Origin of the sequence: Paracoccus sp. TOH (genome assembly GCF_030388245.1) — a bacterium.
GTDB lineage: Bacteria > Pseudomonadota > Alphaproteobacteria > Rhodobacterales > Rhodobacteraceae > Paracoccus > Paracoccus simplex.
The window spans coordinates 1,742,704-1,769,479 of sequence record NZ_CP098360.1; the positions used below are offsets into that span (position 1 = coordinate 1,742,704).

General features: G+C 65.0%; 30 protein-coding genes and 2 pseudogenes. 16 read left to right on the plus strand and 16 right to left on the minus strand.

Features of this window, described 5'->3' with window-relative positions; translation table 11 throughout:
* Positions 1-5: 5 nt before the first annotated feature.
* Together NBE95_RS08650 and NBE95_RS08655 are read right to left on the minus strand one after the other, a co-directional pair.
* Positions 6-308 carry a hypothetical protein gene (locus tag NBE95_RS08650; RefSeq protein WP_289894862.1) on the minus strand — a complete coding sequence of 101 codons (303 nt, stop codon included), beginning with the start codon at positions 306-308 and terminating at the stop codon, positions 6-8.
* 184 nt (positions 309-492) lie between these two features.
* The gene (locus NBE95_RS08655) at positions 493-678 is read right to left on the minus strand and encodes a cation transporter (RefSeq protein ID WP_289893498.1); all 186 of its coding nucleotides are present in this window, start codon (positions 676-678) and stop codon (positions 493-495) included.
* A gap of 114 nt (positions 679-792) precedes the next feature.
* On the opposite strand from NBE95_RS08655, the gene NBE95_RS08660 reads away from it, so the two are divergent.
* Both NBE95_RS08660 and lepA read left to right on the plus strand, forming a co-directional pair.
* Complete coding sequence (locus NBE95_RS08660) at positions 793-1,698, plus strand: DMT family transporter (RefSeq protein ID WP_289893499.1); 906 nt, start codon at positions 793-795, stop codon at positions 1,696-1,698.
* A gap of 53 nt (positions 1,699-1,751) precedes the next feature.
* A complete protein-coding gene (gene lepA / locus NBE95_RS08665) occupies positions 1,752-3,551 on the plus strand; it encodes a translation elongation factor 4 (RefSeq protein WP_289893500.1) in 1,800 nt (599 codons plus the stop codon).
* Between the two features lie 36 nt (positions 3,552-3,587).
* Here lepA and NBE95_RS08670 read toward each other — a convergent pair whose 3' ends face one another.
* From NBE95_RS08670 to NBE95_RS08680, 3 genes are all read right to left on the minus strand, one after another.
* On the minus strand, positions 3,588-3,953 hold the full coding sequence (locus tag NBE95_RS08670; protein ID WP_289893501.1) for a carboxypeptidase-like regulatory domain-containing protein: 366 nt from the start codon (positions 3,951-3,953) through the stop codon (positions 3,588-3,590).
* Positions 3,954-3,958: 5 nt separating this feature from the next.
* Positions 3,959-4,513 carry a hypothetical protein gene (locus NBE95_RS08675; protein ID WP_289893502.1) on the minus strand — a complete coding sequence of 185 codons (555 nt, stop codon included), beginning with the start codon at positions 4,511-4,513 and terminating at the stop codon, positions 3,959-3,961.
* 248 nt (positions 4,514-4,761) lie between these two features.
* Positions 4,762-4,956, minus strand: coding sequence for an entericidin A/B family lipoprotein (locus NBE95_RS08680; protein WP_289893503.1), 195 nt, complete (start codon positions 4,954-4,956; stop codon positions 4,762-4,764).
* A 288-nt stretch (positions 4,957-5,244) separates the two neighbouring features.
* Here NBE95_RS08680 and NBE95_RS08685 point away from each other — a divergent pair, with 288 nt between their 5' ends.
* Complete coding sequence (locus tag NBE95_RS08685) at positions 5,245-5,565, plus strand: TraR/DksA family transcriptional regulator (protein WP_289893504.1); 321 nt, start codon at positions 5,245-5,247, stop codon at positions 5,563-5,565.
* A 4-nt stretch (positions 5,566-5,569) separates the two neighbouring features.
* On the opposite strand, the gene NBE95_RS08690 is transcribed toward NBE95_RS08685, so the two are convergent.
* Complete coding sequence (locus tag NBE95_RS08690) at positions 5,570-5,713, minus strand: entericidin A/B family lipoprotein (RefSeq protein WP_289893505.1); 144 nt, start codon at positions 5,711-5,713, stop codon at positions 5,570-5,572.
* 104 nt (positions 5,714-5,817) lie between these two features.
* On the opposite strand from NBE95_RS08690, the gene NBE95_RS08695 reads away from it, so the two are divergent.
* The 3 genes and pseudogenes from NBE95_RS08695 (at position 5,818) to NBE95_RS08705 (ending at position 7,636) form a co-directional block, all read left to right on the plus strand.
* Positions 5,818-6,126 (plus strand): hypothetical protein, encoded by a 309-nt coding sequence (locus NBE95_RS08695; protein ID WP_019353618.1) that lies wholly within the window; start codon positions 5,818-5,820, stop codon positions 6,124-6,126.
* 79 nt (positions 6,127-6,205) lie between these two features.
* Positions 6,206-6,331, plus strand: a complete 126-nt coding sequence (locus tag NBE95_RS08700; RefSeq protein ID WP_289893506.1) for a hypothetical protein — start codon at positions 6,206-6,208, stop codon at positions 6,329-6,331.
* 546 nt (positions 6,332-6,877) lie between these two features.
* Positions 6,878-7,636: pseudogene (locus NBE95_RS08705) on the plus strand (IS5 family transposase).
* Positions 7,637-7,672: 36 nt separating this feature from the next.
* Here the strand turns inward: NBE95_RS08705 and NBE95_RS08710 are convergent.
* Complete coding sequence (locus NBE95_RS08710; RefSeq protein WP_289894863.1) at positions 7,673-8,437, minus strand: alpha/beta fold hydrolase; 765 nt, start codon at positions 8,435-8,437, stop codon at positions 7,673-7,675.
* Positions 8,438-8,547: 110 nt separating this feature from the next.
* Here NBE95_RS08710 and NBE95_RS08715 point away from each other — a divergent pair.
* A pseudogene (locus tag NBE95_RS08715) lies at positions 8,548-8,782 on the plus strand (hypothetical protein); the annotation flags it as partial.
* A gap of 405 nt (positions 8,783-9,187) precedes the next feature.
* On the opposite strand, the gene NBE95_RS08720 reads toward NBE95_RS08715, so the two are convergent.
* The 6 genes from NBE95_RS08720 to NBE95_RS08745 form a co-directional block, all read right to left on the minus strand.
* The gene (locus tag NBE95_RS08720) at positions 9,188-9,967 is read right to left on the minus strand and encodes a DUF1217 domain-containing protein (protein WP_289893507.1); all 780 of its coding nucleotides are present in this window, start codon (positions 9,965-9,967) and stop codon (positions 9,188-9,190) included.
* The gene (locus NBE95_RS08725) at positions 9,964-10,368 is read right to left on the minus strand and encodes a flagellar biosynthesis repressor FlbT (RefSeq protein WP_289893508.1); all 405 of its coding nucleotides are present in this window, start codon (positions 10,366-10,368) and stop codon (positions 9,964-9,966) included. Before NBE95_RS08725 ends, NBE95_RS08720 begins: the two co-directional genes overlap by 4 nt.
* Complete coding sequence (gene flaF, locus NBE95_RS08730) at positions 10,365-10,733, minus strand: flagellar biosynthesis regulator FlaF (RefSeq protein ID WP_289893509.1); 369 nt, start codon at positions 10,731-10,733, stop codon at positions 10,365-10,367. The genes NBE95_RS08725 and flaF overlap by 4 nt, the downstream gene beginning before the upstream one ends.
* A 60-nt stretch (positions 10,734-10,793) precedes the next feature.
* Positions 10,794-11,636 carry a flagellin gene (locus NBE95_RS08735; protein WP_289893510.1) on the minus strand — a complete coding sequence of 281 codons (843 nt, stop codon included), beginning with the start codon at positions 11,634-11,636 and terminating at the stop codon, positions 10,794-10,796.
* Positions 11,637-11,800: 164 nt separating this feature from the next.
* Positions 11,801-12,115, minus strand: coding sequence for a hypothetical protein (locus NBE95_RS08740; RefSeq protein WP_289893511.1), 315 nt, complete (start codon positions 12,113-12,115; stop codon positions 11,801-11,803).
* Positions 12,108-12,359, minus strand: a complete 252-nt coding sequence (locus NBE95_RS08745) for a hypothetical protein (RefSeq protein ID WP_289893512.1) — start codon at positions 12,357-12,359, stop codon at positions 12,108-12,110. Before NBE95_RS08745 ends, NBE95_RS08740 begins: the two co-directional genes overlap by 8 nt.
* A 126-nt stretch (positions 12,360-12,485) precedes the next feature.
* On the opposite strand from NBE95_RS08745, the gene NBE95_RS08750 reads away from it, so the two are divergent.
* From NBE95_RS08750 to NBE95_RS08785, 8 genes are all read left to right on the plus strand, one after another.
* Entirely contained in the window at positions 12,486-13,616 is a 1,131-nt protein-coding gene (locus tag NBE95_RS08750; RefSeq protein WP_289893513.1) for a flagellar hook-length control protein FliK, read from the plus strand.
* A gap of 8 nt (positions 13,617-13,624) precedes the next feature.
* On the plus strand, positions 13,625-14,290 hold the full coding sequence (locus tag NBE95_RS08755; RefSeq protein WP_289893514.1) for a flagellar hook capping FlgD N-terminal domain-containing protein: 666 nt from the start codon (positions 13,625-13,627) through the stop codon (positions 14,288-14,290).
* Positions 14,291-14,370: 80 nt separating this feature from the next.
* Positions 14,371-14,505: a hypothetical protein gene (locus NBE95_RS08760; protein ID WP_289893515.1), complete on the plus strand. Its 135-nt coding sequence runs from the start codon at positions 14,371-14,373 to the stop codon at positions 14,503-14,505.
* 115 nt (positions 14,506-14,620) lie between these two features.
* Positions 14,621-16,576 (plus strand): acetate--CoA ligase, encoded by a 1,956-nt coding sequence (gene acs, locus NBE95_RS08765; protein ID WP_289893516.1) that lies wholly within the window; start codon positions 14,621-14,623, stop codon positions 16,574-16,576.
* Between the two features lie 300 nt (positions 16,577-16,876).
* On the plus strand, positions 16,877-18,619 hold the full coding sequence (locus NBE95_RS08770) for an MFS transporter (RefSeq protein ID WP_289893517.1): 1,743 nt from the start codon (positions 16,877-16,879) through the stop codon (positions 18,617-18,619).
* A gap of 97 nt (positions 18,620-18,716) precedes the next feature.
* Complete coding sequence (locus NBE95_RS08775; RefSeq protein WP_289893518.1) at positions 18,717-19,088, plus strand: response regulator; 372 nt, start codon at positions 18,717-18,719, stop codon at positions 19,086-19,088.
* Between the two features lie 119 nt (positions 19,089-19,207).
* Positions 19,208-20,134 (plus strand): bifunctional enoyl-CoA hydratase/phosphate acetyltransferase, encoded by a 927-nt coding sequence (locus tag NBE95_RS08780; protein WP_289893519.1) that lies wholly within the window; start codon positions 19,208-19,210, stop codon positions 20,132-20,134.
* Positions 20,131-21,246, plus strand: coding sequence for an acetate/propionate family kinase (locus NBE95_RS08785; protein WP_289893520.1), 1,116 nt, complete (start codon positions 20,131-20,133; stop codon positions 21,244-21,246). Before NBE95_RS08780 ends, NBE95_RS08785 begins: the two co-directional genes overlap by 4 nt.
* Positions 21,247-21,550: 304 nt before the next feature.
* Here NBE95_RS08785 and NBE95_RS08790 read toward each other — a convergent pair whose 3' ends face one another.
* From NBE95_RS08790 to NBE95_RS08800, 3 genes are all read right to left on the minus strand, one after another.
* Positions 21,551-22,534, minus strand: a complete 984-nt coding sequence (locus NBE95_RS08790) for a zinc-dependent alcohol dehydrogenase family protein (RefSeq protein ID WP_289893521.1) — start codon at positions 22,532-22,534, stop codon at positions 21,551-21,553.
* Between the two features lie 326 nt (positions 22,535-22,860).
* Positions 22,861-24,561 (minus strand): ABC transporter ATP-binding protein, encoded by a 1,701-nt coding sequence (locus tag NBE95_RS08795; protein ID WP_289893522.1) that lies wholly within the window; start codon positions 24,559-24,561, stop codon positions 22,861-22,863.
* Positions 24,562-24,765: 204 nt separating this feature from the next.
* The gene (locus NBE95_RS08800) at positions 24,766-25,659 is read right to left on the minus strand and encodes an AraC family transcriptional regulator (protein ID WP_289893523.1); all 894 of its coding nucleotides are present in this window, start codon (positions 25,657-25,659) and stop codon (positions 24,766-24,768) included.
* Positions 25,660-25,804: 145 nt separating this feature from the next.
* Between NBE95_RS08800 and NBE95_RS08805 the strand changes: the two genes are divergently transcribed.
* Positions 25,805-26,704, plus strand: coding sequence for a DMT family transporter (locus tag NBE95_RS08805; protein ID WP_289893524.1), 900 nt, complete (start codon positions 25,805-25,807; stop codon positions 26,702-26,704).
* Positions 26,705-26,776 lie beyond the last annotated feature (72 nt).

The following is a 26,776-nucleotide window of genomic DNA, read 5'->3' on the forward strand; positions in this document are numbered from 1 at the left end:
CCGGTTCACCGCGCGCAATAGGCCTCGGCCGCGGCGGCGAAATTCTTGTAGCGCGCCCAGAAGGCATTGTCGGCATCGCTTTTCGACATGCGCACGTCCTGCGCCTCGTCCGCGTCGCGGAAGAAGCGGGCGGCGCGGCGCTGGTCGGCCCGCGACAGCGTCTGGTCGGCGACCTGCTGGATGCAGCCGCAGACCTGGCTGTTGCGCGCGCCGCGATCCGACCGCACGCAGGCGGAATCGATCGGCCCCGCGACGGCAAGCGGCGTGGTCAGGACCACCGCGGCGGCGGCGATCATCAGGCGGTTCATCATCTCTGTCTCCTCGCTCGTGGCGCGGCAACGGGGCCGGACACCCTCTTTCCGCCGCGCATCTTGTCGGGCGAAGCTTAGCAGAAGCCGCCTCACGGCTCAATCGCGCGGCCGTGACCACGGATGGCGGGACGCCGGCCTCTGACCCCCAAGATATGCGCGCCGCGCCGCGCCGGCCGCCGGCTCAGGCCGGTTCCGGCGTATAGCCGGCGGCGCGAATCACCGCCGCGGCGCGGGCCGGGTCCAGCCCCTCGACCGTGACGCTGCGGGCGGCGAGATCGGTGGCCGCCCGGCCGCCCGCCTCGGCCACCGCCTTCTCGATGGCGGCCGTGCAATGGCCGCAGCTCATGTCCTCGACGCGGAACTTCATCTTTGCATCCTTTCGCGCTTTCCCCTTCGCCCGGGCCTTTCGCCCGGCCGGGAACCGGCCTATGATCGCGGTCCGGCGCCGCGGGCGCAACTCCCCCTCACGAGGCTGCGACCGATGGTCACCGAAAACTTCCGTGGCGCGATCCTGATGGTCGTCTCGATGGTGCTGTTCGCCTTCGAGGACATGTTCATCAAGCTGCTCTCGGCCGAGCTGCCCTTTGCGCAGGTGCTGGGCCTGATCGGGCTTCTGGGCTTCCTGGCCTTCGGCGCCATGCTGAAGCTCAAGGGCGGGCGGCTGTTCACCCGCGACCTCCTCCGCCCCATCGTGCTGTTCCGCGGCCTGATGGAGGCGGTGGGCTCGATCGGCATCGTGGTGGCGCTGGCGCTGACGGAGCTCTCCTCGACCGCGGCGATCATGCAGGCGCTGCCCTTGGCCATCGTGCTGGGCGCGGCGCTGTTTCTGGGCGAACCGGTCGGCTGGCGGCGCTGGAGCGCGATCATCGCCGGCTTTCTCGGCGTGCTCTTGGTCATCCGGCCGGGGCTGGCGGGCTTCCAACCGGTGTCGCTGATGGCGCTGCTGGCGGTGCTGGGGCTGGCGGCGCGCGACATTGCCACCCGCCGCGTGCCGGCGCATATCCATTCCGACCAGTTGGCCGCCTCGGCCTTCTTCGCCATCCTGATCGCCTCGGTGCTGATGGGGCTGGTGCTGGGGCAGGACTTCGTCATGCCCAGCCCGCGGCAATGGCTGCTGGTCCTGGCCTGCATCACCGTCGGCGTCGGCGGCTATGCGCTGCTGGTCGCCGCCACCCGGCTGGGCGAGGCCTCGGCGCTCGCCCCCTATCGCTATGCCCGGCTGGTCTTCGCCCTGATCCTGGCCTTCCTGGTCTTCGGCGAGCATCCGGACGCGGCGACACTGGCCGGCGCCGCGATCATCGTCGCCTCGGGCTGCTACACCATGTGGCGCGAGGCGGCGCTGCGCCGGCGCCGGCTGCGCGAGGCCGGTTTCGTCGCCATCTCCTGAGCCGCCTCTCGAACCCCCTTTCCGCAACGCCAAAGCCCTTGTATAGCCCGGCCATGACCGACCTTGACCTCATCCGCAATTTCTCGATCGTGGCCCATATCGACCACGGCAAATCCACCTTGGCCGACCGGCTGATCCAGCTGACGGGCACGGTCGCCGAACGCGACATGAAGGCCCAGCTGCTGGACAGCATGGATATCGAGCGCGAGCGGGGCATCACCATCAAGGCCAACACCGTCCGGATCGACTATCCGGCCAAGGACGGGCGCACCTATGTGCTGAACCTGATCGACACGCCCGGCCATGTCGATTTCGCCTATGAGGTCAGCCGCAGCATGCGCGCCGTCGAAGGCAGCCTGCTGGTCGTCGATGCCAGCCAGGGGGTCGAGGCGCAGACCCTGGCCAATGTCTATCAGGCCATCGACGCCGGTCACGAGATCGTCCCGGTGCTGAACAAGATCGACCTGCCCGCCGCCGAACCCGAGCGGGTCAAGGAAAACATCGAGGACGTGATCGGCATCGACGCGTCCGACGCGATCCCGATCTCGGCCAAGACCGGCCTTGGCATCCCCGATGTGCTGGAGGCCATCGTCACCCGCCTGCCGGCCCCGAAAGGCGACCGCAACGCGCCCCTCAAGGCGATGCTGGTCGATTCATGGTATGACGCCTATCTGGGCGTCGTCGTCATGATCCGCGTCATGGACGGCGTGGTGAAAAAGGGCGACCGCATCAAGATGATGCAGACCGGCGCCGTTTACGGCATCGACAAGCTGGCGGTGCTGCGCCCGCAGATGCAGGACATCGCCGAGCTGGGCCCGGGCGAGATCGGCGTCTTCACCGCCTCGATCAAGCAGGTCCGCGACACCCGCGTCGGCGACACCATCACCCATGAACGCAAGGGCGCCGAGGCGCCGCTGCCCGGCTTCAAACCGGCGCAGCCGGTGGTGTTCTGCGGCCTGTTCCCGGTCGATGCCAACGATTTCGAGGCCCTGCGCGACGCCATCGAGAAACTCGCGCTGAACGACGCCAGCTTCAGCTATGAGATGGAGACCTCGGCGGCGCTTGGCTTCGGCTTCCGCTGCGGTTTCCTGGGGCTTCTGCATCTCGAGGTGATCCGCGACCGGCTGGAACGCGAATACGATCTGGACCTGATCACCACCGCGCCTTCGGTGGTGTTCAAGCTGCACATGAAGGATGGCGAGGTGCGCGACCTGCACAACCCCGCCGACATGCCCGACCTGACCTATGTCGACCATATCGAAGAGCCGCGCATCAAGGCCACGATCATGGTGCCCGACGAATATCTGGGCGACGTGCTGAAACTCTGCCAGGATCGCCGCGGCATCCAGATGGACCTGACCTATGCCGGCAACCGCGCCATGGTGGTCTATGACCTGCCGCTGGCCGAGGTGGTGTTCGACTTCTACGACCGGCTGAAATCGGTGACCAAGGGCTATGCCAGCTTCGACTACCAGATCAGCGAATATCGCGAGGATTTTCTGGTCAAGATGTCGATCCTGGTCAATGACGAGCCGGTGGATGCGCTGTCGATCATGGTGCATCGCGACCGCGCCGAATCGCGCGGCCGGGCGATGGTGGAAAAGCTCAAGGAGCTGATTCCGCGCCACATGTTCAAGATCCCGATTCAGGCCGCCATCGGTTCGCGCGTGATCGCGCGCGAGACGCTCTCGGCGATGCGCAAGGACGTGACCGCGAAATGCTACGGCGGCGACGCGACGCGCAAGAAGAAGCTGCTGGAGAAGCAGAAGGCCGGCAAGAAGAAGATGCGCCAGTTCGGCAAGGTCGAGATTCCGCAGACCGCCTTCATCCAGGCGCTGAAGATGGACGGCTGAGCGGCGCGGCGGGGATATCCCGCCGTTCCGGGCAGCCTATTGCTTGGGCAACAGGATGACGCCGATGTCCTGCCGGGCGGCCTGCGGATCGTCCGCGTTGATGAACAGGTCGGGCAGGACCTGAAAGCTGGCGGTGGCCGCGGGATCGGTCGGCAGTTTCGCGACATAGTTTCCCGGCTGGTCCACCGAGATCGAGAACTCCCCCTCCGCCGAGGTGAAGCCGATATTGCTCGACCAGCCCTGCGCGGTGCTGGTCCGGTTTTCCAGGACGATCGGATAGCCGGCGACCGGCTGTCCCAAAGCGTCTTTCAGCTTGCCCTGGATAAGGGCCGTTTCCGCGTTTGCCGGGGTCGTCGGCAACGCCATGGCCAGCAGCGCCGCGGTCAGGGTCGCGCCTCTCATTCCTCTCATTCCATGCCTCCCGGGTCGCCGCTCCGCGTCAGCCGGCCGGTGAACAGCAGCCGGCTGCTGGTGGCGTCGAATGTCGCGGGGCCTTGCGTGACCGTGTAGACCGGCCGGCCGTCCCCGTCGAACTCGGTCGGCGACAGCGCCACGACGCTGTAGGGGCCGGGCTCGTCCACCGACAGTTCGATGGACCCTTTGCCGTCCCTGAAAAGCTCGCTCGAGCCGCGCAGGTAGCGCTGCGGAAAGGCCGCGACCATGACATAGCTGCCCGAGGGCAGGTCGTCGGTCTCCAGCGTGGCGATCAGCGACATGTTCCTGATCTCGACGGTCGGGTCGAGCTTCGCGGACACGAAGCCCGCCAGAACGATTCCCAGGGCGATGGCGAAAAGCGACGGATAATTGGTCCGGATCTTGCCGAACCACGGCAGCTCGATCTCGATGGGATTGCCGTCCTTGTCCAGGATGACCTGCTGTTTCAGCAGCGCGACGATTCCCCCGATCACGCTGACCAGGGCAATGACCAATACGAGCATCAGCAAAAGCAGGGTGTCCGACATGGCGCCCCCCTTGGGCGAACCAAGGCAAGTGCCCGGATCATAGCATGTTTCCGGTTTCGGAACCAATGAATCGTGCAGACCCGCGATACTGGGATCGCGGGTGCTCGGCGCCCCGAACCCTGGGCGCCCAAGCCCTGGCGCGTGCCCTGCGATGCCGGTGCCGGGTCGCCGCCGGCATGGCTTGGGCGACGGTTCGCGCGGCCTGCGCCGTCCGTTCCGCCCGGAACGGTGAAAGCCGCGCTACCGGCTCAATAGGGCTGCGGCGTCACCGCCGGCGGCGCATAGGTCGTGGGGGCCTGTCCCATCTGCACCTGGCTGTTCGCCGCCTGGTCGGTCAGCAACGCCCCGGCGCTCTGCATGTCGCGCCCCGCGCCCTGCATGGTCTCGCAACCCGCGACCGCCATTCCTGCCATCAGCACCCCGATCGTCAGAATCCGGCGCATGCTCGTTCCTTTCTTGCTGCTCGTTTATGCGCCAAGCCTAAACCAGCCGGAAAACCCCTCAAACCAGAGGCGGGCATTCGTCGCCGCCATCGGCAAGGAATCTCCCGGTCCCGGGGGCGCTTCCGGCGGATCCCGGCCGATGGCGGGAACGGTGCACGAACGGTGTACGCGCCGTGCACCCCCGCTGCACGCCCGGCACGCCCCGGAAAACCGGCCTCGATTTGACGCAAGTCAAGGGCGGGCCGCCCGGACGCAACGTAAGATCGGCCCGTTTCAACGGAGGATCCCATGGACCTGCATGCCCGTAAGATCAGTCTCACCGCGCGCCGCGACGCCATCCTGGCCGATCTCGCCCGCATCCGGGACGAGCTTGACGATCCCTTGCCCCAGGACTGGGACGATGCCGCGATCGAACAGGAAGATGACCAGGTTCTTCAAGCACTTGGCAATGCGGAACAGGCCGAGCTGAAGCGGATCGAGGCGGCGCTGCGCCGCATCGAGACCGGCGATTACGGCTATTGCACCATCTGCGGCGACGACATCGCCGCGCCGCGCCTCGACCTGATCCCCGACACGCCCTTCTGCGCGCAATGCGCGCCCCGCGGCTGAGGCCCTACAGCCCGGACTGCGCCTCCTGGCTCTCGCGCGTGATGGCTTGTCCGGCGCTCTGCATGTCGCGCCCCGCGCCCTGCACCGTCTGGCACGCCGCCAGCGCCAGCAGGGCGAGAACCGGGGTGACTCGAAGAATTCGACGCATATTCAATCTCCTGCAAGGATGGGCTCGCGCCTCAACGCCGGCGCCGGCGCGTGGTTCCGCCACATCTTAGCACTTCCTTAACCACTTGCGGCTAGGGTCGGTGCATGCGTGTGATTCTGTTTCTTGTCCTGTCGCTTTCGGCCTGTGCCTCGCCGGCGCCGCTATTCCTTGGCGCGACACGGCATGACATCACCCTGGACGGCATCCGCTTTGCCGTGTTCCAGAAACCCCATGAGGCCGAGGTGATCCGCCTTGGCTATCTGACACGGCGCGAACGCATGGCGGTTCCGGAGCTGATGGTGATCGCTGCCGAGCGCACCACCGGCTGCCGAGCGATCCCCAACAGCCTGCGCAGCCGCATCCCCGGCGATACCGGCGAGGCGCGGCTGTCGCTGCGCTGTCCGCCGGGGTGATCCCGATCCGGCGTCCAGGACCGGGACTCATCGTTTTTTGTGCGACCCGCATGATTCAGCTTCCGGAAGGGACGGATCGATGAGCTTTCATTCCCGGCTGACCGATGCGCAGATGGCGCATCTTCAGCCCTTCTTGCCCAAGGTGAGGAGCGCGGAAATCAGTCCGAGGGACGGTTTTTCCACCATCGAGCAAGCCGCGCGTTGATCACCGGGCGCGACGATTGGAATAATATTATTATATAACAATGCATTGTTATGGAAGCGCGCATCGAAAGAATATGACCAGCCAAGGACGCCCTACGATTGCCGGAAGCGATGGGGCATGAGGATTCGCGTGGATGATGGTCGGGCTGGCGGAGGATGCTGCCGTAAGAAGAAGCCGGTCATGATTGATGGGTCAGATGCGAGTTTCGGCGAGCTTGATCGGTGCGGGAAAGTTGGTGTCGCGCTTCTCGTATCGGGTTACGATGGTCCCGTAGCTCTTTCCCAGGACGACCGGGTTTTCTGCCGTCAGCAGATGCCGTTCAGAACCCGGCGATCACTCACGCGAACAACCCCACGCGGCTCGTGTGGCAAAGCGCTTCGAAGATCGACCAATCGAAATCGGTAGACTCGTAACGCGGTTGCGCCATGCTGCTCTCCTCTTTGACTGGATTGAATCCGCGATCGGCACAGCACGTTAGGAAGTGTGGACTCTTGGGATTCTCAAGAGCTTGCAAATCAGATTCAAGGCTGTCTTTTGGAGGCAGCTATGGGAGTTCTGGACCGTCTGATCCTTCGGGACGATCAGTGGGAGCGGATATCGCACCACATCATCGGCGACGAGCGGACGCGAGGTTCTTCGGGTCGCGACAACCGGATGTTCGTGGAAGCGGTTCTGTGGATCGTGCGCACCGGTTCGCCCTGGCGCAATCTGCCCGAGGTGTTCGGCGACTGGAACAGCGTCTTCCGTCGTTTCAGCCGCTGGAGTCATAAGGGCGTTTGGTGGCGCATCTTCGCGTCGATGTCGGACGATCCGGACTTTGAATACCTGATCGTCGATTCCACCATCATCCGCGCCCATCAGCACGCCTCGGGCGCAAAAAAGGGGCTGAAGATCAGGCCCTTGGCCGTTCTCGTGGCGGCCTGAGCACCAAGATCCACATGGCCGTGCGCGGACTGGGATGCCCGGTGGGCTTCACACTCACGGCTGGCCAAAAGGGAGATGCCCCGCAGGCCGATGCGCTGATCGAAGGCTTGCCAGCCGAAGTCGTGCTGGCCGATACAGCCTACGACAGCGACCGTCTGCGCAAAGCTATCGCTGACAAAGGCGCTGTCGCAGTCATCCCGAACAATCCCTCACGCTCGCAAACATCCACTCGACAAGCATCTCTATGCACAGCGCCATCTGGTCGAATGCTGCTTCTCCAAGCTCAAGCAGTTCTGCCGTGTCGCTACTCGCTTCGAGAAAACAGCAAGGCACTATCTCGCCGTCGTCACTCTCGCAGCAACAATCCTATGGCTCAGATAACTGTCCACACTTCCTAGGCGTTGACGAGTGCGTAACCTAGGCCAGAAAGTCCGCGACGGCCTCGGCCACCTCGGCGGGGCGGTCGGCGTGCAGCCAATGCCCGGCACCGGAAATCATCCGGATCTCGGCTTGCGGGAAATGTGCATGGATCGCCTCGCGCTGCGGCGCCTGGCAATAATCCGAGGTCTCTCCGGTCAGAAACAGCGCCGGCCCGGCGAAGGTGCCCCGGGGGGCCTCGGGCCAGCCGACCAGCAGCGGCATCTGATCGCGCAGCGCCACAAGGTTGAACTTCCAGCGTGGCGGATCGGCTTTCAGATCCAGAGATTGCAGCAGAAAGGCCCGCACACCGGCGTCGACGACATGCTCGGCCAACCGGGCGTCGGCCTCGGAGCGCAGGCGCAGCCCGGCCAGCTCAGTCGCCTCCATGGCGTCGATATGGCCGGCCTGGTTGTGGCCATAGGCGAAGGGGGCGATGTCCATGACCACCAGCCGCCGCACCAATTCCGGGCGGGTCAGGGCCAACATCATTGCAGCCTTGCCGCCCATGGAATGGCCCAGCACATCCGCTTGGCCGCCATAGGCCTCGATCACCTCGGCCAGGTCGCCGGCCAGCGCCGGATAGCTGTGGTCGGTGTCGTGAAAGCTGTCACCATGGTTGCGCATGTCGACCGCGATTACCCGCCGGGTCTCTCCGAGTCGCCGGGCAAGCCCGCCGAGATTGCGCCCCGACCCGAACAGCCCATGCGCCAGCAGCACCGGCGGCTGATCCGAATCCACACCTGTAACGATCATGTTCAGCATCATGCGTGCAATCTAACGGCACCGGCGAAGCGGCGCCAGAAGCGTCCGGGCTCAGAACCCATCGATTTTGCCTGATCCTCATGGTTCAGCCTCCGCGCGGAGGTTGATCGATGAGCAATCTCTTCTGGCTGACCGATGCGCGGATGGCGCGCCTTCAGCCCTTCTTTTCCAATGTGAGGAGATCAGAGAACAGCCCAGGGGGCTTGCCCTGACGAACGGGCAAAAACACGCGTTGGCGGCCGGCGATTTCTAAGTGAAATAATCTTCTTCAATCGCAATGGGTTACGGTAATGTGATGCTCCTCTGGAGTATGGCCTGCCGGAGATGCTCTACAATCGTCGAATGTGATGGAGCGACATAGAGGCTTCGCGCGGATCATGGCCGGGCTGGCCCATTTGAGCTGCTTCTGGTTTCGTGGACAGCAGGTTAAGCCAGCATAGCTTGGGCCTCTAACCCCATGGGGCTGAGACAGTCCAGTTTCGAATATCACCCGCGCGGGCTGTAGAACCACTCGATATAATCGAACACGTCGACATGTGCCTCTTTGCGGATACAGTAAATTTTGCGGCTATGTGTTCGGTCTTCAGCGCCGAGAAGAAACCCACCATCACCAAATTTTCCCAGACGTTTTTCGCCCTGCTCATCGAGAAAGTGCTGTCGTTGTCGGCCAGCAGGCGCTGAAACTGCTCGTTAGTATGTTGCGAACCCTGGTGCAAGTGATAAAGCGGGTCAAGATCAACGGATTATGACCTAAGATCTAAGTATGGTGAGTGCTGTTGTGAAACGCGAACTTTCGGATGAAACGCTTATGTGATTGCGCAAGAGATAACGCCGGAGCAGGGATTCCCGTGTCTCCGCGGCTTGGAATTGGCCGACCGATTCATTTCCGGAGTTGATCTTTGCCTTTGATTTTATTTCCATCAATTGTCTGTCAATCGGTAAAGACGAAAAGTTACTTCCTAATCCGTATGCCTTCTCAAATATCTGCCTCAAAGGCTTCGAGCCGAGTATTTGGTACCACTTTGCGTTCTCGCTGATCTCCAATGATGCAATCTGGGGAAGTTCTCGTTGAGCATTCAGAGTAAGCTCAATCTCTGGATAGCGTTCACCAATATTTTTTTCGAAGGATCGCTCCTCGTACTGCGCAAGAATTGTTTGGACTCTTGTGGCGTTGTGCACTTCTGAGTGATTTAAACTCAGGGCTTGGTTCAACTTCAGATAGCGTTTGTCCGAGAGTCTATTCACCAAACTGGATCTGTCGTCCGGGTTGGATTCGAGCACTTTCTTGATGAAAAATTTGTTATTTATGTCTGCATCCAGACCAAAGGCGCGAAGCGTAACGGTCATTAACCGGTAGTCTCTGATCAAATCGTCAGCACCCCGAACGTTTGGCATGTGCTCAATGAAATAGTTTCGATCTGCTGTTGTCGAGGTGTCGCGTGAAAAAGCTTCGCGTTGTCTCGCCATTGTCCGTTCGAGGACTTTCCAGCCGACGTACCCGCCGTTCCCTACTTGGATCGTATACGTCATGATCTATAAAGCGCTATCAAGTCAGCTTCCCGAGGAAGAAGAGCTTTCAGGCTTTTCAAAGCGTGGTAGTCCTCCCTGGCGTTCAGGTTTTCGATGGCGCGTGACAGAAGCCCCTTGCTATCATCGTCGGTGAAAATCTGGGAAAGCCGTTCGATCCCGAAGATGATTTGCCGACGGCCCTCATCAGGGGGGGCGTCACCGGTCAAAATCATCTGGCAGATATAGCAGAGCCTGGCGACCGGAGAGTTGACTGCATCCGGGTGGATAGCGTCCTTGATACGCAGAATATTTGCGTGTGGCGTCTTGATGGCGATCCTTGCCCGCCGATCCCCATTCTCGATGACTGCGCCGTTGATCAGCACTCGTTCATGAGGGGCCAGTTTCAGTATGAGTCCCGTCATGGCTGCACCTCGCCCCTCAGGCCCTTCATCATCCGCAGGTTGATGTCGATGAGAACGTCAGTCGACGCGCTTTCGGCGAGCACTCGATGGCCTTGTCTGATCGAAAAGATCGCGAGAGAGAGCAGGCCGGCCTTGATCGGGTCTGGCAGGCCGTTGCCGGGTTCCGACAGATCGGCCAAGAGAGTCGTCCAAAGCTCGTTATTGGCGTTCACGGCTTCGATCACCACGCGCCGATCAACGCATGACGCGGCATGCTGCAGCTGCCGCGTCACGCGGGAAAAGATCAGATACTCGTTATCGCGAGGGGTGCGGATATGCTGCGACTCGAAGGCGATCTTATTGGTTTTGAAAGGGATGAAGCTCATGCAGGAGGGCCCGTTCTAGGTTATGTGAAAGGGCGCCCTGAGGAGGCGCCCTTCTTGGTGTCAGCGGAACAGCGACAGGATGGTCTGCGGCGCCTGGTTGGCAATCGACAGCGCCTGGACGCCCAGTTGCTGCTGGGTTTGCAGAGCCTGCAGCCGGGCCGAGGCTTCCTCCATATCGGCGTCCACCAGGGCGCTCACCCCCAGTTTCAACGAATCCGCAAGCTTGCCCACGAAGGTCGACTGGTCGTTGATGCGCTTGGCTGCAGTGCCCAGCTTGGCCGAGCCTTCTTTGGCCAGGTTCATCAGCGCCTCGATCTGGCCGATTGCCGTCGCGGCCGTCGTGCTGTTGGTGATCGGCGTGATGGTGGCGGCATCGATATCGGCCTCGAAATCGACCGAGGCAACGGTGATCGATGTCGCCGCGGTCGCAACGGTCCCCGAGGTCCGATCCAGCGACCCCAGAACCGAGAACTGGGTCGCGCCCGGCAGCGGGTTAGTCTTGAGCAGGTTGACGCCGTTCATCTGGGAAGCGTTGATCACACTGGTGATCTGGGCCTTCTTCGCGACGATGTCGGCCTGAACGGTGGAGAAGTCGTTGGCATCACTACCGGCGCCGAGCGCCAGTTGCTTCATTTCGTCGAGCAGCTCGTAGATCTGATCGGCTCCGTTGCGCGCGGTCGAAACGACGGCTTCGGCCAGATTCAGGTTGCTCTGAATCGTCTTGAAGCTGTTCTGATCGGTCTCCATCACCTTGGAAATCGACCAGACTGCCGCGTTATCTTGCGAGTTGGCGACCTTCTTGCCGGTCGAGATCTCGTCCTGGGCCTTCGCCAGATTCGAGTTGATGCCTTTCAGGGTCTGAAGGGCGACCAGGGCGCTGCTGTTGGTCAGAATGCTGGACATTTTGTCTCCATTTCTTGGGCTGTTTTACCCATGCTGAATATTTTGGCCTTCTGACCTGCGGGATATTCCCGGTGCTCTTCGTCACCGTTCCGGGTGTATCCGTCAGAGATGAATAAAAACTGAAAGCCTCTGGATCCTCAAGCGGAATGCCTCGAGAATTTTATTCAAAACCTTTTCTCCCGGTGCGGAACCGCGAGCCGGCCGAGCTTTTTGCCTTGGTGATCATAGGTATCCAGGTTTCGGGAAATGGCCGTGATTTCGGCGATCTGACGTTTCGCGGCGGTGATCCCCTCGCGCGCGGCTTCGGCCAGCGCCCGGATCGCCTGCAACGCTTCAGCGCATGCCTCGACGCCGCCCTTCGGCAAGTTCCCTGCGGCAAGCAATTTCTCGAATCGCTGCATTTTTTCCAAGGCGAGATCGGCCTCGGACGCGATCAGATGTCGCCTCGCCTGATCGAGAAGAAGTAATGCTTCAGTCATTTTTCACACCGGTTCCGGAAAGAAAACTCATGTCCATGGTTCGGCTCATGATCTCGGCATAGGCGTCGTTCATGAGGCTGGAAAATTGCGATTCACCGATGCCGCCACCGAATTCCCCCTGCGATTCGCGCGGCCCGGCATATTTTAACATTTCGGAAAGAAATGCCTGTTCAAGACCATCCGAAAGTTCTCGCCTTGGGTTTTGGTTGGTCGGGTTGCCGGCGGCGATTGAAGATACATTCATTTTTTCATCTCCTGTTCATGAAAACTTTCTCGATACCGGACTTTACGCTGCATGGGTAAATATTTGGTAATCCTGTTGTGGCATGGTCCGATCAGGTCGGGTGTGTGCAGGAAATGAGGAAACCGGATGGAAATCGCGTGCCAACAGGCTGGCGGCCCTGCGGTCGGCTTGCCGACAGAAACGTACAAAGCGAACGGCCAGGGCGCGGGGGCGTTCGCTGAACTGGTCGATTTGCCTGCTGCCGAGGAGATTGCGCAGGATGGAGAATTCGAATTGGCTTTGTCGGACCTGCTGGATGCCGATGCGCCAGAGCGGGACGCAGAGGTGGTGACGCCCGGTCCTCCAGCCGTAGCGATAGCCGAGACCCCTGCGCCTGAGGCGGAAAAGGAACTGGTTCTCGTTGAGACCGATTTTCGTCTCCGCAGGGGCGAGACCAACCTGTCCGAGGCGGATTCCGGGGCGGATACGGGCAGACATCCGCATGATGCGGATCCTGCGCAGGGTCAGCCAGTGGAGGAAATGTCCGAAACGGAGAGGCAGGCTTCGGCAAGGGACGACGCCGGGAAGGCGGGCGATCTTGAGGGCAGGCATCGGTTCGCGGCCGGCGAAACACCGCGCGGCCAGGAGCATGATGCAAAATCCAAGGTTCCGGTCCGGGGCGTTGCTGATCAGGGTGCGATTGAGGAATCCGCGCTCGCCGTCCCAGTGTCGGATGATCAGGGACGGCTTGCGGATGGCGCCGAAAGCCGCCTCGATCCCGGGCTGCCGGATCAGGGAACAGTCAGCGTGTCGCTGCTGAGCGGGCGGCCGCCGCCGGAACCTGCGCATGGTTTGCCGGACCGGCATGTCAGGACCGCGGTCGTCGATGCGCAAAATGTCCTGGGCCAGATTTCGGACAAGCTGGCCGAGGGCCAGAAGGATGTTGTCGAGATCACGCTGTCGCCGGAGGAACTGGGCAAGGTCCGCCTGGTGATCGTGGCGGGGGAAAAGCCCTCGGTCGCGGTCCATGCAGAACGCTTGGAGACCTTCGAGCTGCTCAGGAGAAATGCCGATGCGCTGCAAAAGGAACTGCGCGAGGCTGGTCTGCCGGGCGCAGACCTCTCCTTCTCGGGCGGGGGCGAGCGGCGCGAGCGACAGGCAGTCACGATGGGCAGAGGCGCAAATCCGAGTTGCGTTGCCGACACGGCTTTTCTGGCGGCGGGCGCCGCACCCGCGGTCCGACCGGGCATGGCTCGGCAGATCGACATCAGAATCTAGGGATGATCATGACCAGCATAACCAATACGTCCGGCCTGGGGTATTCCTCCAGTCAACCGACGCTGCCTTCCGGTACGGCGCAGGCCGAGGCGGCAAGCCAGTTCGAGACCTTTCTCAAGATGCTGACCACCCAGATCAAGAACCAGGATCCGCTGAACCCGATGGAGGGGACGGAGTTTGCCGTGCAGCTCGCGACCTTCTCGGGGGTCGAGCAGCAGGTGCAGACCAACCTGCTGCTGAAGCAACTGCTGCAAGGCTCGGGCGGCGGCGAATTGGGCCGGCTTTCCGACTGGATCGGCCGGGAGGTGCGGACCAGCGCACCGGTCTGGTTCGACCGTTCGCCCCTGACCTTGCAGATCGACGGGGTGGCGAATGCCGAGGCCATGACGCTGGTCACCCTGGACGAGCAGGGCAACGAGATCCTACGGGAAAGCATCGGCCTGGGATCGGGGGAAGTGGATTGGCAGGGCAAGCGGGCGAATGGCGAGCTGCTTCCGGCCGGGCTCTACAGCTTCCGCGTCGAGGCGACGAAAGACGGCGAGGTCCTGTCGACGCGGAATGTCGGGGCCTATACCCGGGTCACCGGGGTCGAGCTTGCGGCCGACGGCGCGCGCCTGGTGCTGCTCGGCGGCGGCGTGGCCACGGTGGAAGATATCAGCGCCTTGCGGGAATAGGATGCGGGCTGAGGCGCCGCTGGAGGAGAGCCGGCCCGGTAGGAAGCTCATCGGCCCGATAAACCTGAGGTTGGCCAGGAATGAGGGAGAAGACCGGATTGACTGCGCAGCGCAGCGATGTGGTTCTGGCGGTTGGGTGTGAAATATTTACAAGATATCCGGATGGTTCGTCAATTTATTCACAAAAATATCCTTTTCAAAAAATGGTTTACTGAAAACTTGAAATCATATTAACATCCCGGCAATCGGGGCTCCGACGCCCGGTTGCGGCACTTTGAGGAGAGTGCGGGCGCCCGGAACCCACCGCATCGCGAGTAAAGGAGGCCCGCCATGTCTGTTGAAAATGTTGCGAAACACCCCATTCCCGCCGGTTTCGAGGATGCCCATCTGCAACCGGCCGATTATGCCCGCCTGTATGCCGAATCGATCTCGGATCCGGACGGGTTCTGGGGTCGGGAAGGCCGGCGCCTCGACTGGATTCACCCCTACAGCACGGTGAAGAATGCCGATTTCACCATGGGCAACGTGTCGATCAAGTGGTTCGAGGACGGGATCCTCAACGCCTCGGTCAACTGCATCGACCGGCACCTGGCCAAGCGCGCCGACCAGACCGCGATCATCTTCGAGCCGGACGACCCGAAAATGCCGGCGCGCCACATCACCTATGCCGAGCTTTCGGAAAAGGTGAACCGCATGGCCAATGTCCTGCTGAGCCAGGGCGTGATGCGCGGCGACCGGGTGGTGATCTATATGCCAATGATCCCCGAGGCGGCCTATGCCATGCTGGCCTGCGCCCGCATCGGCGCCATCCATTCCATCGTCTTCGCCGGCTTCTCGCCTGACGCGCTGGCGAACCGCATCAACGATTGCGGCGCCAAGCTGGTCGTCACCGCCGACACCGCACCGCGCGGCGGCCGGCGCACGGCGCTGAAATCGAATGCCGATGCGGCGCTGCTGCATTGCTCGGACCGGGTGCGCTGCCTGGTCGTCAAGCATACCGGCGACCAGACCACCTGGATCGACGGGCGCGACGTGGACGTGCTGGCCATGATGGAACAGGTCAGCCCGGAATGCCCGCCGCGTCCGATGAATGCCGAGGATCCGCTGTTCATCCTCTACACCTCGGGTTCGACCGGCAAGCCCAAGGGCGTGGTGCATTCCACTGGCGGCTACCTGCTTTTCGCGGCGATGACCCACGAATATGTCTTCGACTACAAGGAAGGCGACATCTTCTGGTGCACCGCCGACGTGGGCTGGGTCACCGGCCACAGCTATATCGTCTACGGCCCGCTGGCCAACGGCGCCACCACGCTGATGTTCGAGGGCGTGCCGACCTGGCCCGATGCCGGTCGTTTCTGGGCGGTGTGCGAGAAGCACAAGGTCAACCAGTTCTACACTGCGCCGACCGCGATCCGCGCGCTGATGGGACAGGGACCGGAATGGGTCGAGAAGCACGACCTGTCCAGCCTGCGGGTGCTGGGCACGGTGGGCGAGCCGATCAACCCCGAGGCCTGGATCTGGTATGACAAGCATGTCGGCAAGGGCCGCTGCCCGATCGTCGACACCTGGTGGCAGACCGAGACCGGCGGCCACATGATCACCTCGATCCCCGGCGCCATCCAGACCAAGCCGGGCTCGGCCACGCTGCCGTTCTTCGGCATCAAGCCGGCAGTGCTCGACGCCGCCTCGGGCGCGATGCAGGAGGGGAACCCGGCCGAGGGCGTGCTGTGCATCGCCGACAGCTGGCCGGGGCAGATGCGCACCGTCTGGGGCGACCATCAGCGCTTCATGGAGACCTATTTCCAGCAATATCCCGGTTATTACTTCACCGGCGACGGCTGCCGCCGGGACGAGGACGGCTATTACTGGATCACCGGCCGGGTCGACGACGTGATCAACGTCTCGGGCCACCGCATGGGCACCGCCGAGGTCGAATCGGCCCTGGTCGCGCATGAGAAGGTCGCCGAGGCTGCGGTGGTCGGCTATCCGCACCCGCTGAAGGGGCAGGGCATCTATGCCTATGTCACGCTGATGAACGGCGTCGTGCCCAGCGACGAGCTGCGCGCCGACCTCGAGAAATGGGTGCGCACCGAGATCGGACCCATCGCCAAGCCGGACCTGATCCAATGGGCGCCCGGCCTGCCCAAGACCCGCTCGGGCAAGATCATGCGCCGCATCCTGCGCAAGATCGCCGAGGACGATTTCGGCGCCCTGGGCGACATCTCGACGCTGGCCGATCCCGGCGTCGTGGATGAACTGATCGAAAACCGGATGAACCGGGCCTGACGATCACCGGTCGCCGCGGAGAAACCCATCCGCGGCACCACCCGGCCCCCGCGCGGGGACCGAAGCAAAGGGGAGACGCCGCGCCCGGACGATCATCGCCGGGCTCGGCGGAGGAAAGGCCGCCCACGGGGCGGATACCGGCATCGGGGAAGGGCGCTGCCTTCCGCCCACTCTTTCGACCGCGCGTCGAAAGGGCCGTGTCCCTGCATGCCCAGCATCTGCCAGCCGAAGGTTGGCATAATGGGGAGGAACCATATGGCCTATAACCAGACGGATATCGCATCGGTGCGCTCTCGCCCGATGACGCGGGAGGAGAAGAAGGTGATCCTTGCCTCCTCCGCGGGCACCATCTTCGAATGGTATGACTTCTACCTTTACGGCTCGCTCGCGGCAATCATCGGGGCGCAGTTCTTTACCGCCTTTCCCGAGGCGACGCGCAACGTCTTCGCCCTGCTGGCCTTTGCGGCCGGTTTCATCGTACGTCCCTTCGGCGCGCTGGTCTTCGGCGCCATGGGCGACCTGATCGGGCGGAAATACACCTTCCTTGCCACGATCCTGATCATGGGCTGCTCGACCTTCCTGGTCGGCTTGCTGCCCAGCTACAACAGTTGGGGCGTCGCCGCGCCGATCATCCTGATCGCACTGCGCATGGCCCAGGGCCTGGCGCTGGGCGGCGAATATGGCGGCGCCGCCGTCTACGTGGCCGAGCACGCGCCCCAGGGGCAGCGCGGCTATTTCACCGCTTTCATCCAGACCACCGCCACGCTGGGCCTGCTGCTGTCGCTGATCGTGATCCTGCTGGTGCAGGGCTATGTCAACGGCAACTGGGAGCCGACGCCGGTTCTGGACGCCGCCGGCCAGGCGGTGCTGAACCCCGACGGCACGGCCAAGATGATCAAGGCCTTCGACCTCTGGGGCTGGCGGATTCCGTTCCTGGGCTCGATCTTCCTGCTGCTGGTCTCGCTCTATATCCGGCTGCAGATGAACGAGAGCCCGGCCTTCAAGAAGATGAAGGAAGAGGGCGCGCAGTCCAAGGCTCCGCTGCGCGAGGCCTTCGGCACCTGGAAGAACGGCAAGATTGCGTTGATCGCCCTGCTGGGCCTGACGGCGGGTCAAGCCGTGGTCTGGTATTCGGGCCAGTTCTACGCGCTGTTCTTCATCCAGAACGTCATCAAGGTCGACAGCTTCTCGTCCAACGTCTTCGTGGCCTGGTCGCTGATCCTGGGCACCGGCGGCTTCCTGTTCTTCGGCGCGCTGTCGGACAAGATCGGCCGCAAGCCGATCATCCTGGGCGGCTGTCTGCTGGCGGCGCTGACCTATTTCCCGGTGTTCCACGCGCTTACCAAGACCGCGAACCCGGCGCTTTATGCGGCGCAGCAGACGCCGGTGACGGTGACGGCGGATCTGGATACGTGCTCGTTCCAGTTCAACCCGACCGGCACCGCCAAGTTCACCTCGCCCTGCGACATCGCCAAGGCGATGCTGGCCAAGTCCTCGGTCAACTATGAGACCGTGGCGGCCGAGCCCGGCACAAATGCCGAGATCAAGATCGGCGACACGGTGATCGCCTCCTACGACGCTGCCGCCCTGTCCGGCGAGGAACTGGCCGCCACCAAGGCCGGCTTCGAGAAGTCGGTGAACGACGCCCTGAACGCGGCCGGCTATCCGCTGGTGGCCGAGAAGAACGACACCGTGGCCAAGGCGAATCACTTCCTTGACATCTTCACCCCGCAAAAGCTGATGATCGTGGTGATCCTGACCTATCTGATCCTGCTGGTGACGATGGTCTACGGTCCGATCGCGGCGATGCTGGTGGAACTGTTCCCGACCCGCATCCGCTATTCCGGCTTGTCGCTGCCCTATCATATCGGCAACGGCTGGTTCGGCGGCCTGCTGCCGGCGACCGCTTTCGCCATCTCGGCGCAATCGGGCAACATCTATGCCGGCCTGTGGTACGCCATCGCGGTGGCGGTGATGACGGTGGTGATCGGCGCGCTGTTCGTGCCGGGCGGCACCCACAAGAAAGACATCTTCGCCGATTGATCATCCGGCCCCGGGCGGCGCGATCCGCCCGGCCAAGCTGCGACAATGGTGGCCGCGTCCCTGCGACGCGGCCGCTCCATCCCCGGGGAGGTCAGACATGGCCAGGATCCTTGTGGTCGAGGATGAGGACAATATCGCCGTGGTGCTGGACTTCCTGCTGACGCGCGAGGGCCACAGCCATGACCGCATGGCGACGGGCACCGGTGCGGTGGCGCGCATCCGCGACATGCAGCCGGATCTGGTGCTGCTGGACGTGATGCTGCCCGATGTCTCGGGCTACCAGATCGTGCAGGAGATCCGCGCCGATCCGGCGCTGAAGGGTGTGCGCGTGCTGATGATGACCGCCCGCGGCTCGGTGGTCGAGCGGCGCAAGGGCCTGGCCATGGGCGCCGACGGGTTCATCGCCAAGCCCTTCGAACTGTCCGAACTGCGCGCGGAAATGGCCCGGTTGCTGGCGGCACCCTGCTGATCATCCGACCGGCCGCGACATTTTCGACCCGACGGCGCGCTGACGGTTGCCGCGGCCCGTTCGATCCCTATCGTCCTTGCCGCGGCACCCGGTGCGCCGATCCAGGAAAGGAAGCCCGCATGACCGACCAGTATCAGGCCCTGATGGACCGCTGCGCCGGTCTGCCGCCGCTGCGCACCGCCGTCGTCCATCCGGTGCAGCCGACCGTTTTCGAGGCGCTGACCGATGCGGTTCGCGCCGGGCTGATCGAGCCGGTGCTGATCGGCCCCGCGGTCCGCATCGCTGCTGCCCTGGCCGAGGCCGGCCAGCCCCCCGACGCCCATGAGATCGTCGATACCGAGCACAGCCACGCCGCGGCCGCCCGGGCCGCGCAGATGGCGGCAGCCGGGCAGGTCGGCGCGATCATGAAAGGCTCGTTGCATTCCGACGAGCTGATGGGCGCCGTGATCCACCCGCAATGCGGGCTGCGGACCGAACGGCGGATCAGCCACGCCTTTCTGATGCTGACCGAGGATTACCCGCGCCCCTTCATCATCACCGACGCGGCGGTGAACATCGCGCCGGACCTGTCGATGAAGGCCGATATCGTGCAGAACGCCGTCGGGCTCTGGCGCGTGCTCTGGGGGCCCGCCCGGCCCAATGTCGCGATCCTGGCCGCGGTCGAGACGGTCAACCCCAAGATGCAGGCCACGCTGGATGCCGCCGCGCTTTGCAAGATGGCCGATCGCGGCCAGATCACCGATGCGGTGCTGGACGGGCCGCTGGCCTTCGACAATGCCATCAGCGCCGCGGCGGCGCGCGAAAAGGGCATCCTGTCCCCGGTCGCCGGTCAGGCGGACATCCTGCTGGTGCCGGACATCGAATCCGGCAACATCCTGGCCAAGCAGATGATCTTTCTGGGCGGCGCCGACGCGGCGGGGATCGTGCTGGGCGCGCGGGTGCCGGTGATCCTGACCAGCCGCGCCGATTCCGTGCGGGCGCGGCTGCTGTCCTGCGCGCTGGCGGTGCTGATGGCCGATGCCCGCGCCAGGGGGCTGGTGAAGTGATCCCGACGATCCTGACGCTGAATGCCGGGTCGTCCAGCCTCAAGTTCCGGGTCTTCGCCCATGATGGTCTTGCCCTGCTGGCGCGGGGCGCGGTCAGCCGCATCGGCGGCGAAGCCGAGTTGCGCGCCGCGCTGACGCACGGGCCCGAGACGCGGCTGGCCCTGCCGCGCGGCTCGGATCATGCCGCCGCGCTGCAGGCGTTGCTGGATTTCGTCGACGCGCATGACGACGGCTGGCGGATGCGGGCGGTCGCGCATCGCATCGTGCATGGCGGGACGAAATACACCCGCTCGACGCTGATCACGCCGCAGGTGCTGCAGGATCTGCAGGCGCTGATCCCGCTGGCGCCGCTGCATCAGCCGCACAACCTGGCCGCCATTGCCGCCTCGCGCCGGCTGGTGGGCGCGGTGCCGGACGTGGCCTGTTTCGACACCGCCTTCCATACCGGGCGCGACCCGCTTTTCACGCATTTCGCCCTGCCGCCCGAATATTACGACAAGGGCCTCCGCCGCTACGGCTTTCACGGCCTGTCCTATCAATGGCTGGCGCATGTGCTGGCCAAGCAGCACCCGGCCCTGCATCAGGGCCGGGTGATCGCCGCGCATCTGGGCAATGGCGCCAGCCTGTGCGCGATGCGCGGGGGGCGCAGCGTCGATACCACCATGGGCATGACGGCGGTGGATGGGGTGCCGATGGGCACGCGCTCGGGCGCCGTCGATCCCGGCGCGATCCTGCTGATGCAGCGCAGCTTCGGCATGCGGGTCGAGGAGATCGAGGACCTGATCTACAACCGCTCGGGCTTGCTGGGCCTGTCGGGCAAGTCGAACGATGTCGCGGCGCTTTTGGCGGACGGGACGCCCGAGTCGCATTTTGCCCTGGACTTCTTCGCGGTGAAATGTGCCCAGGCCGCCGCGGCGCTGGCGGTGTCGCTGGGCGGGATCGACGCCATGGTCTTTACCGGCGGCATCGGCGAGAACGCCGCGCCGGTGCGCGAGGCGATCCTGCGCCGCATGGCCCCGCTCGGCCGGTTCGAGACGCTGGTGATCCCCGCCGACGAGGAGCGGATGATGGCCATGGAGGCCATCGCACTGAGCCAGGCGGCGGGCGGATGATCCCGACATCGCGCCCGGCGCTGGCCGGTACAAAGGTCGGCTCGGTATCGGCCGGATCGCGGATCTGGCAGGGCGATCGCCACGGCGCGACGTGATCGTAATGTGACCGTGTTCGGTGCCCGCCGCAAAGATCGGCTTCCGCAGGTTCTGCACCGCAAACGAACCGCCGGCGTTCAGCCGCGCCGTGGCCGCCTCGGGCATGCGGGCCTTGGCATGGCAGGTCGTGCCGTTGCGGTCGGAAGGCGGGCGCGTCGGTCGGAACGGCCGCATTCTAGGTCATGCCGGCACGCGTTCGGGGATCGGATCATGGTACCAGCACCGCCGCGCCGTCGAAACGGCCGGCCCGCAGGTCTGCCAGTGCCCGGTTGGCGTCGCGCAGCGGATAGGCGGTGGTTCGGGTTCGGATGCCGATGCGCGGGGCGAGGCCAAGGAAATCGAGCCCGTCCTGCCGCGTCAGGTTCGCCACCGAAACGAGCTGGCGCTCCTCCCACAGCAGCGCATAGGGGAATGCCGGAATGTCGCTCATGTGGATGCCGGCGCAGACCACGCGGCCGCCCTTGCGCACCGCCTGCAGCGCCGCCGGGACCAGATCGCCGACCGGGGCGAAGATGATCGCGGCGTCCAGCGGCTCGGGCGGGGCTTCGTCCGCGCCTCCGGCCCATTCCGCGCCGAGGCTCAGCGCGAATTCCTGCGAGGCCCGGTCGCCGGGTTTCGTGAAGGCCTGGACTTGACGGCCCTGCCATTTCGCCACCTGCGCGACGATATGTGCCGCGGCGCCGAAACCGTAAAGCCCAAGCCGCCGCGCCTCGCCTGCCATCATCAGCGAACGCCAGCCGATCAGCCCGGCGCAGAGCAGCGGCGCCAGGGCCACGTCCTCGCCCGCCTCGCCCAGCGGAAAGGCGAATCGTGCATCCGCGATGGCCGCGGTCGCATAGCCGCCATCGCGGGTATGGCCGGTGAACTGCGGCGCATCGCAAAGATTCTCTTGCCCGGCCCGGCAATAGGGGCAGGCGCCGCAGGTATGGCCAAGCCAGGGAATGCCCACGCGCTCGCCCGGTCGCAGCCCGGTCACGCCGGGGCCGAGCGCGTCGACGCGGCCGACGATCTCGTGGCCGGGGACGACCGGCAGGTGGCGGTCGCGCAGTTCGCCATCGACCACATGCAGATCGGTACGGCAGACCCCGCAGGCCGAAACCCTGACGCGGATCTCGCCCGGCCCGGGCCGGCGGTCCGGCAATTCGGTCCAGACCAGCGGCGTGCCGATCTGTTCAAGGACCATCGCGTGCATCCCGACACCTCCGCCCGCGGCCGGCCCGACGCCGGTCAGGGGCAGTATGGCGATGGCGGCCCGTGCCTGTAAATCCCGGCGCGGCCTTGGGTCGCAGGCCCGCGCCCGCGGCATGGGGCAGCACCCGGGTATCGCTTTCCAGAGCCGCGCCGAGCCGCCGCATATCAGCATGGGGTGCGAGGCAAAAACGCGGTCAGGTTCGGCCGTGCATCACCGCGATCCACCCTGCCGCCGGCGCGGAACTGCAAGCCGGTGGTCCCGCGCAGCGTCTGATCCGCTTGGCCAGCACGCGACGACCGCTCCGAGAAGCCGCGCGGCCGGGCTGCTCATCCCGCCAGTCGGGCATAGACGCCGCCCTGCGCGATCAGCCCGTCATGCGGCCCGACCTCGACGATGCGGCCGCCGGACATGACGACGATGCGGTCGGCATGGCGGATGGTGCCCAGCCGATGGGCGATCACCAGCGTCGTGCGCCCGACCGCCAGCGCGTCCAGTGCCGACTGGATCTCGCGCTCGGTCTGGCTGTCCAGCGCCGATGTCGCCTCGTCCAGGATCAGGATCGGCGGGTTCTTCAGGAAGGCGCGGGCGATGGCGACGCGCTGCTTCTGTCCGCCCGACAGCATCACCCCGCGTTCGCCGACGATGGTGTCGAGCCCGTCCGGCAGGCTCTCGACCAGCGGGCCGAGCTGCGCCTGCCGTGCCGCCTGCATGATCTCGGTCTCCGAGGCGCCCAGCCGGCCATAGGCGATGTTCTCGCGCAGCGTGCCGCCGAACAGGAACACGTCCTGGCTGACCAGCCCGATCTGCCGGCGCAGGCTGTGCAGCTGCATGCGGTCCAGCGCGATCCCGTCCACGGCGATGCGCCCGGCGGTCGGTTCGTAGAAGCGCGGCAGCAGTGCCAGCAGCGTGGTCTTGCCGGCGCCCGAAGGGCCGACGAAGGCCACCGTCTCGCCGGCGCGGATCTGCAGGTCGATGCCCTGCAGGATCGGGCGGCTTTCGTCATAGGCGAAGCTGACGCCCTGGAAGCGGATGTCGCCCCGCAGCGCCGGGGCGGGCAGGGCGTCCGGGGCGTCGCGGATCTCGGGCTCGGTCGCCAGCAGTTCCTGATAGCGGCGGAAGCCGGCGATGCCGCGCGGATAGGTCTCGATCACCGCGGCGATCTTTTCCAGCGGCCGGTAGAACACGCCGACCAGCAGCAGGAAGCCGACGAAGCCGCCGGTGGTCAGCTCGCCCGCCAGCACGAAGCCGGCGCCGGCGACCATGACCACGACCTGAACCAGCCGCAGCCCCATGTATTGCAGCGCCAGCGATCCGGCCATGATGCGATAGGCGTCGAGCTTGGCGGTGCGGTAACGCTGGTTGTCGGCGGCGAAAAGCCCGGTTTCATGCGCTTCGTTCCCGAAGGCCTGCACCACGCGGACGCCGCCGAGCGTCTCCTCCAGCCGGACGTTGAAATCGCCGACGCGGGCATAGATCGCCTGCCAGGTCCGGGTCATGCGGCCGCCATAGACGATGACCAGCGCCAGCATCGCCGGCACCACCAGCGCCACGATCAGCGCCAGCTGCGCGTTGATCGCGAACATCAGCGCGAAGGCGCCGAAGAAGGTCATGATGGCGATGAAGGCGTCCTCGGGGCCGTGATGGGCGACCTCGCCGATTTCCTCGAGGTCGCGGGTCACGCGGGCCACCAGCTTGCCGGTGCGGGCGCGGTCATACCAGCGCCAGGAAAGCCGGGTCAGATGGTCGAAGGCGCGGGCGCGCATCTCGGTTTCGATATTGATGCCCAGCTTGTGGCCCCAATAGGTGACGATCGCCATCAGCCCGGCGTTCAGCGCGTAAAGCCCCAGCAATCCTGCCGCCGCCAGCATGGTCAGCCCCCAGTCGCCCCGGGGCAGCAGGTGGTCGATGAAGGCGGTGACGGCCAGAGGAAAGGCCAGCTCCAGCAGGCCCGACAGCACCGCGCAGCCGAAATCCAGCCAGAAAAGCCCCATCCAGGGGCGGTAATAGGTGAAGAACGCGCGCAACAAGCCGACCCCCTCCAGACTTTCCACAGGCGGGGCTGGCGACCGGCCGCCACCCTCGCGCCGCAGCAGCCGCGCCTTGCCGCCCGAAATGATCGCCGACCCGACCCGGCTCGGGCAGGACGGTGGCGGTGCTGCGGTGCCGTCCGTGACACATTCCGCAACGAAGGGAAAGCATCTGGCCCCGAGGCGCCAGGCGCGGCCAAGGCTTCAGCCTTGCTCGGGGCCTGCGCCAGCCAGGATCTCGGCGCGATAGCGCCCGGGCGTCACGCCCATCGCCGCCTTGAAGACGCGGGTCAGGTGGCTTTGGCTGTCGAAGCCGCAGGCCAGCGCCACCTGGGCCAGCGGCTGGCGGGCGGCGATCAGCCGCACCGCCAGCCGGATGCGCCGCGCCGTGATCCAGCGATGCGGCGAGACCCCGCAGCTGGCGCGGAAGCTGCGCTGGAAATGGAACTCGCTGAGCCCGGCCAGCGCGGCCAGCTCGCGCAGCTGGATCGGTTCGGCCAGATTGGCCTCGACATGATCCAGCACCAGCCGCAGCCGCCGTGGCGCCAGCCCGCCGGTCAGCACCCTGCGGTCGGGGGTGACGTAGCGACCGCCGGTGAAGATCCGGCCCAGCAACTCGTGCATCGCCGCCTCGGCCGCCAGCCGGTCGGCGCGGCGGGTGGCGCCATGCAGGGCCTGGAACGGCGCCGCCAGTTCGGGCGCCTCGACATAGGTCAGGTCGGCCAGCTGCATCAGCCGCGAATCGCGGTCGCAGATCTGCGCGAAACTGCGGCGCAGCTCGTCATCGGGCAGGTGCAGGTGGATGAACTCGAAACTTTCGGTGATCTCCCAGTTCGAGGCATGGCCATGCGGCATCAGACAGACCGCGCCGGGCCAGCCATGCGCCGCCTCGCCGCGCCGGTCCAGGCGTCGGGTGCCCTGGCCACCGCGGGTGTAGAAGCTCAGCGTGTGGCCCTGCGGGTCGTCATAGCTGATGCGGGCGTCGCGATTGCGCCACAGCGTCGCCGAGCAGCCGAAGCCCAGCCCGACATGGCCCAGCATCTGCGCATGGGGCGAGCGGGCAAGATAGGTCGAGATGGGCAGGGCATGACCGGACATGGCCCGAGATTAGGCCAGCCGACGCGCGGCGGAAAGCCGGGACGCAGGGCCTCTGCCACCGATCCGCGTCGGATCGCAGCAAGATCGTGCAATCCGGCCGGTCGCGAACCGGCTAGGAACGAGGCCAGCCATTTCGGAGCCCGCGATGAACCTGCTGCTTTTCGTCCTGACCGTGCTGATCTGGGGCTCGACCTGGATCGCCATCGCCCTGCAGGTCGGGCCGGTGCCGGTGCTCGTCTCGGTCTTCTACCGCTTCGCCGCGGCGGCGGTGCTGTATCTGGCGCTGCTCGCGGTGCTGGGCCGGCTGCGCCTGCCCGCCGCCCGGGACCAGAGCTGGATCCTCGCCCAGGCGCTTTGCCTGTTCTGCCTGAACTTCCTGTGCTTCTATGCGGCGGCGGGCCATGTGCCGTCCGGGCTGCTGTCGGTGGTGTTCTCGCTGGCCTCGATCTTCAACGCCGTGAACGCGCGGGTCTTCTTCGGCGACCCGATCTCGGGGCGGACGGTGCTGGCGGCGCTGCTGGGTGCGGCGGGGGTGGCGCTGCTGTTCAGTCCCGACCTGGTCCAGGCCCAGGGCGCCGATACGCTGCGCGGCCTGGCGCTGGCGGCGCTGGGGACGATGTTCTTCTCGCTCGGCAATATGGTCTCGCGGCGCAACAGCGCGGCCGGCATCCCGCCCAGCACCGCCAGCGCCTGGGGCATGGGCTATGGCGCCCTGGTGCTGGCCGGGCTGATCGCGCTGACCGGCACCCCCATGGCGGCGCCGCCCGATGCCACCTATCTGGCGGCGCTGCTGTACCTGGCGGGGATCGGCACGGTGCTGGGTTTCACCACCTATCTGCTGATGGTGGCGCGGATCGGCTCGTCGCGCGCCGCCTATGCCACCGTGCTGTTCCCGGTGGTGGCGCTGACGATCTCGACGGTCTTCGAGGGCTATCGCTGGCACTGGACCGGCCTTCTGGGGCTGGGGCTGGCGCTGCTGGGCAATGCGGTCATGTTCGCGCCGCCGCTGCAGCTGCGTGCCGGCGGCCGGCCGGTCGGCCCCTGAGCCCCGGCAGGAAGGCGCGCGCCCGGTTTGCCGATGCTGCACTGCAATGGACCGCTGCTGACCGTTGCGTTA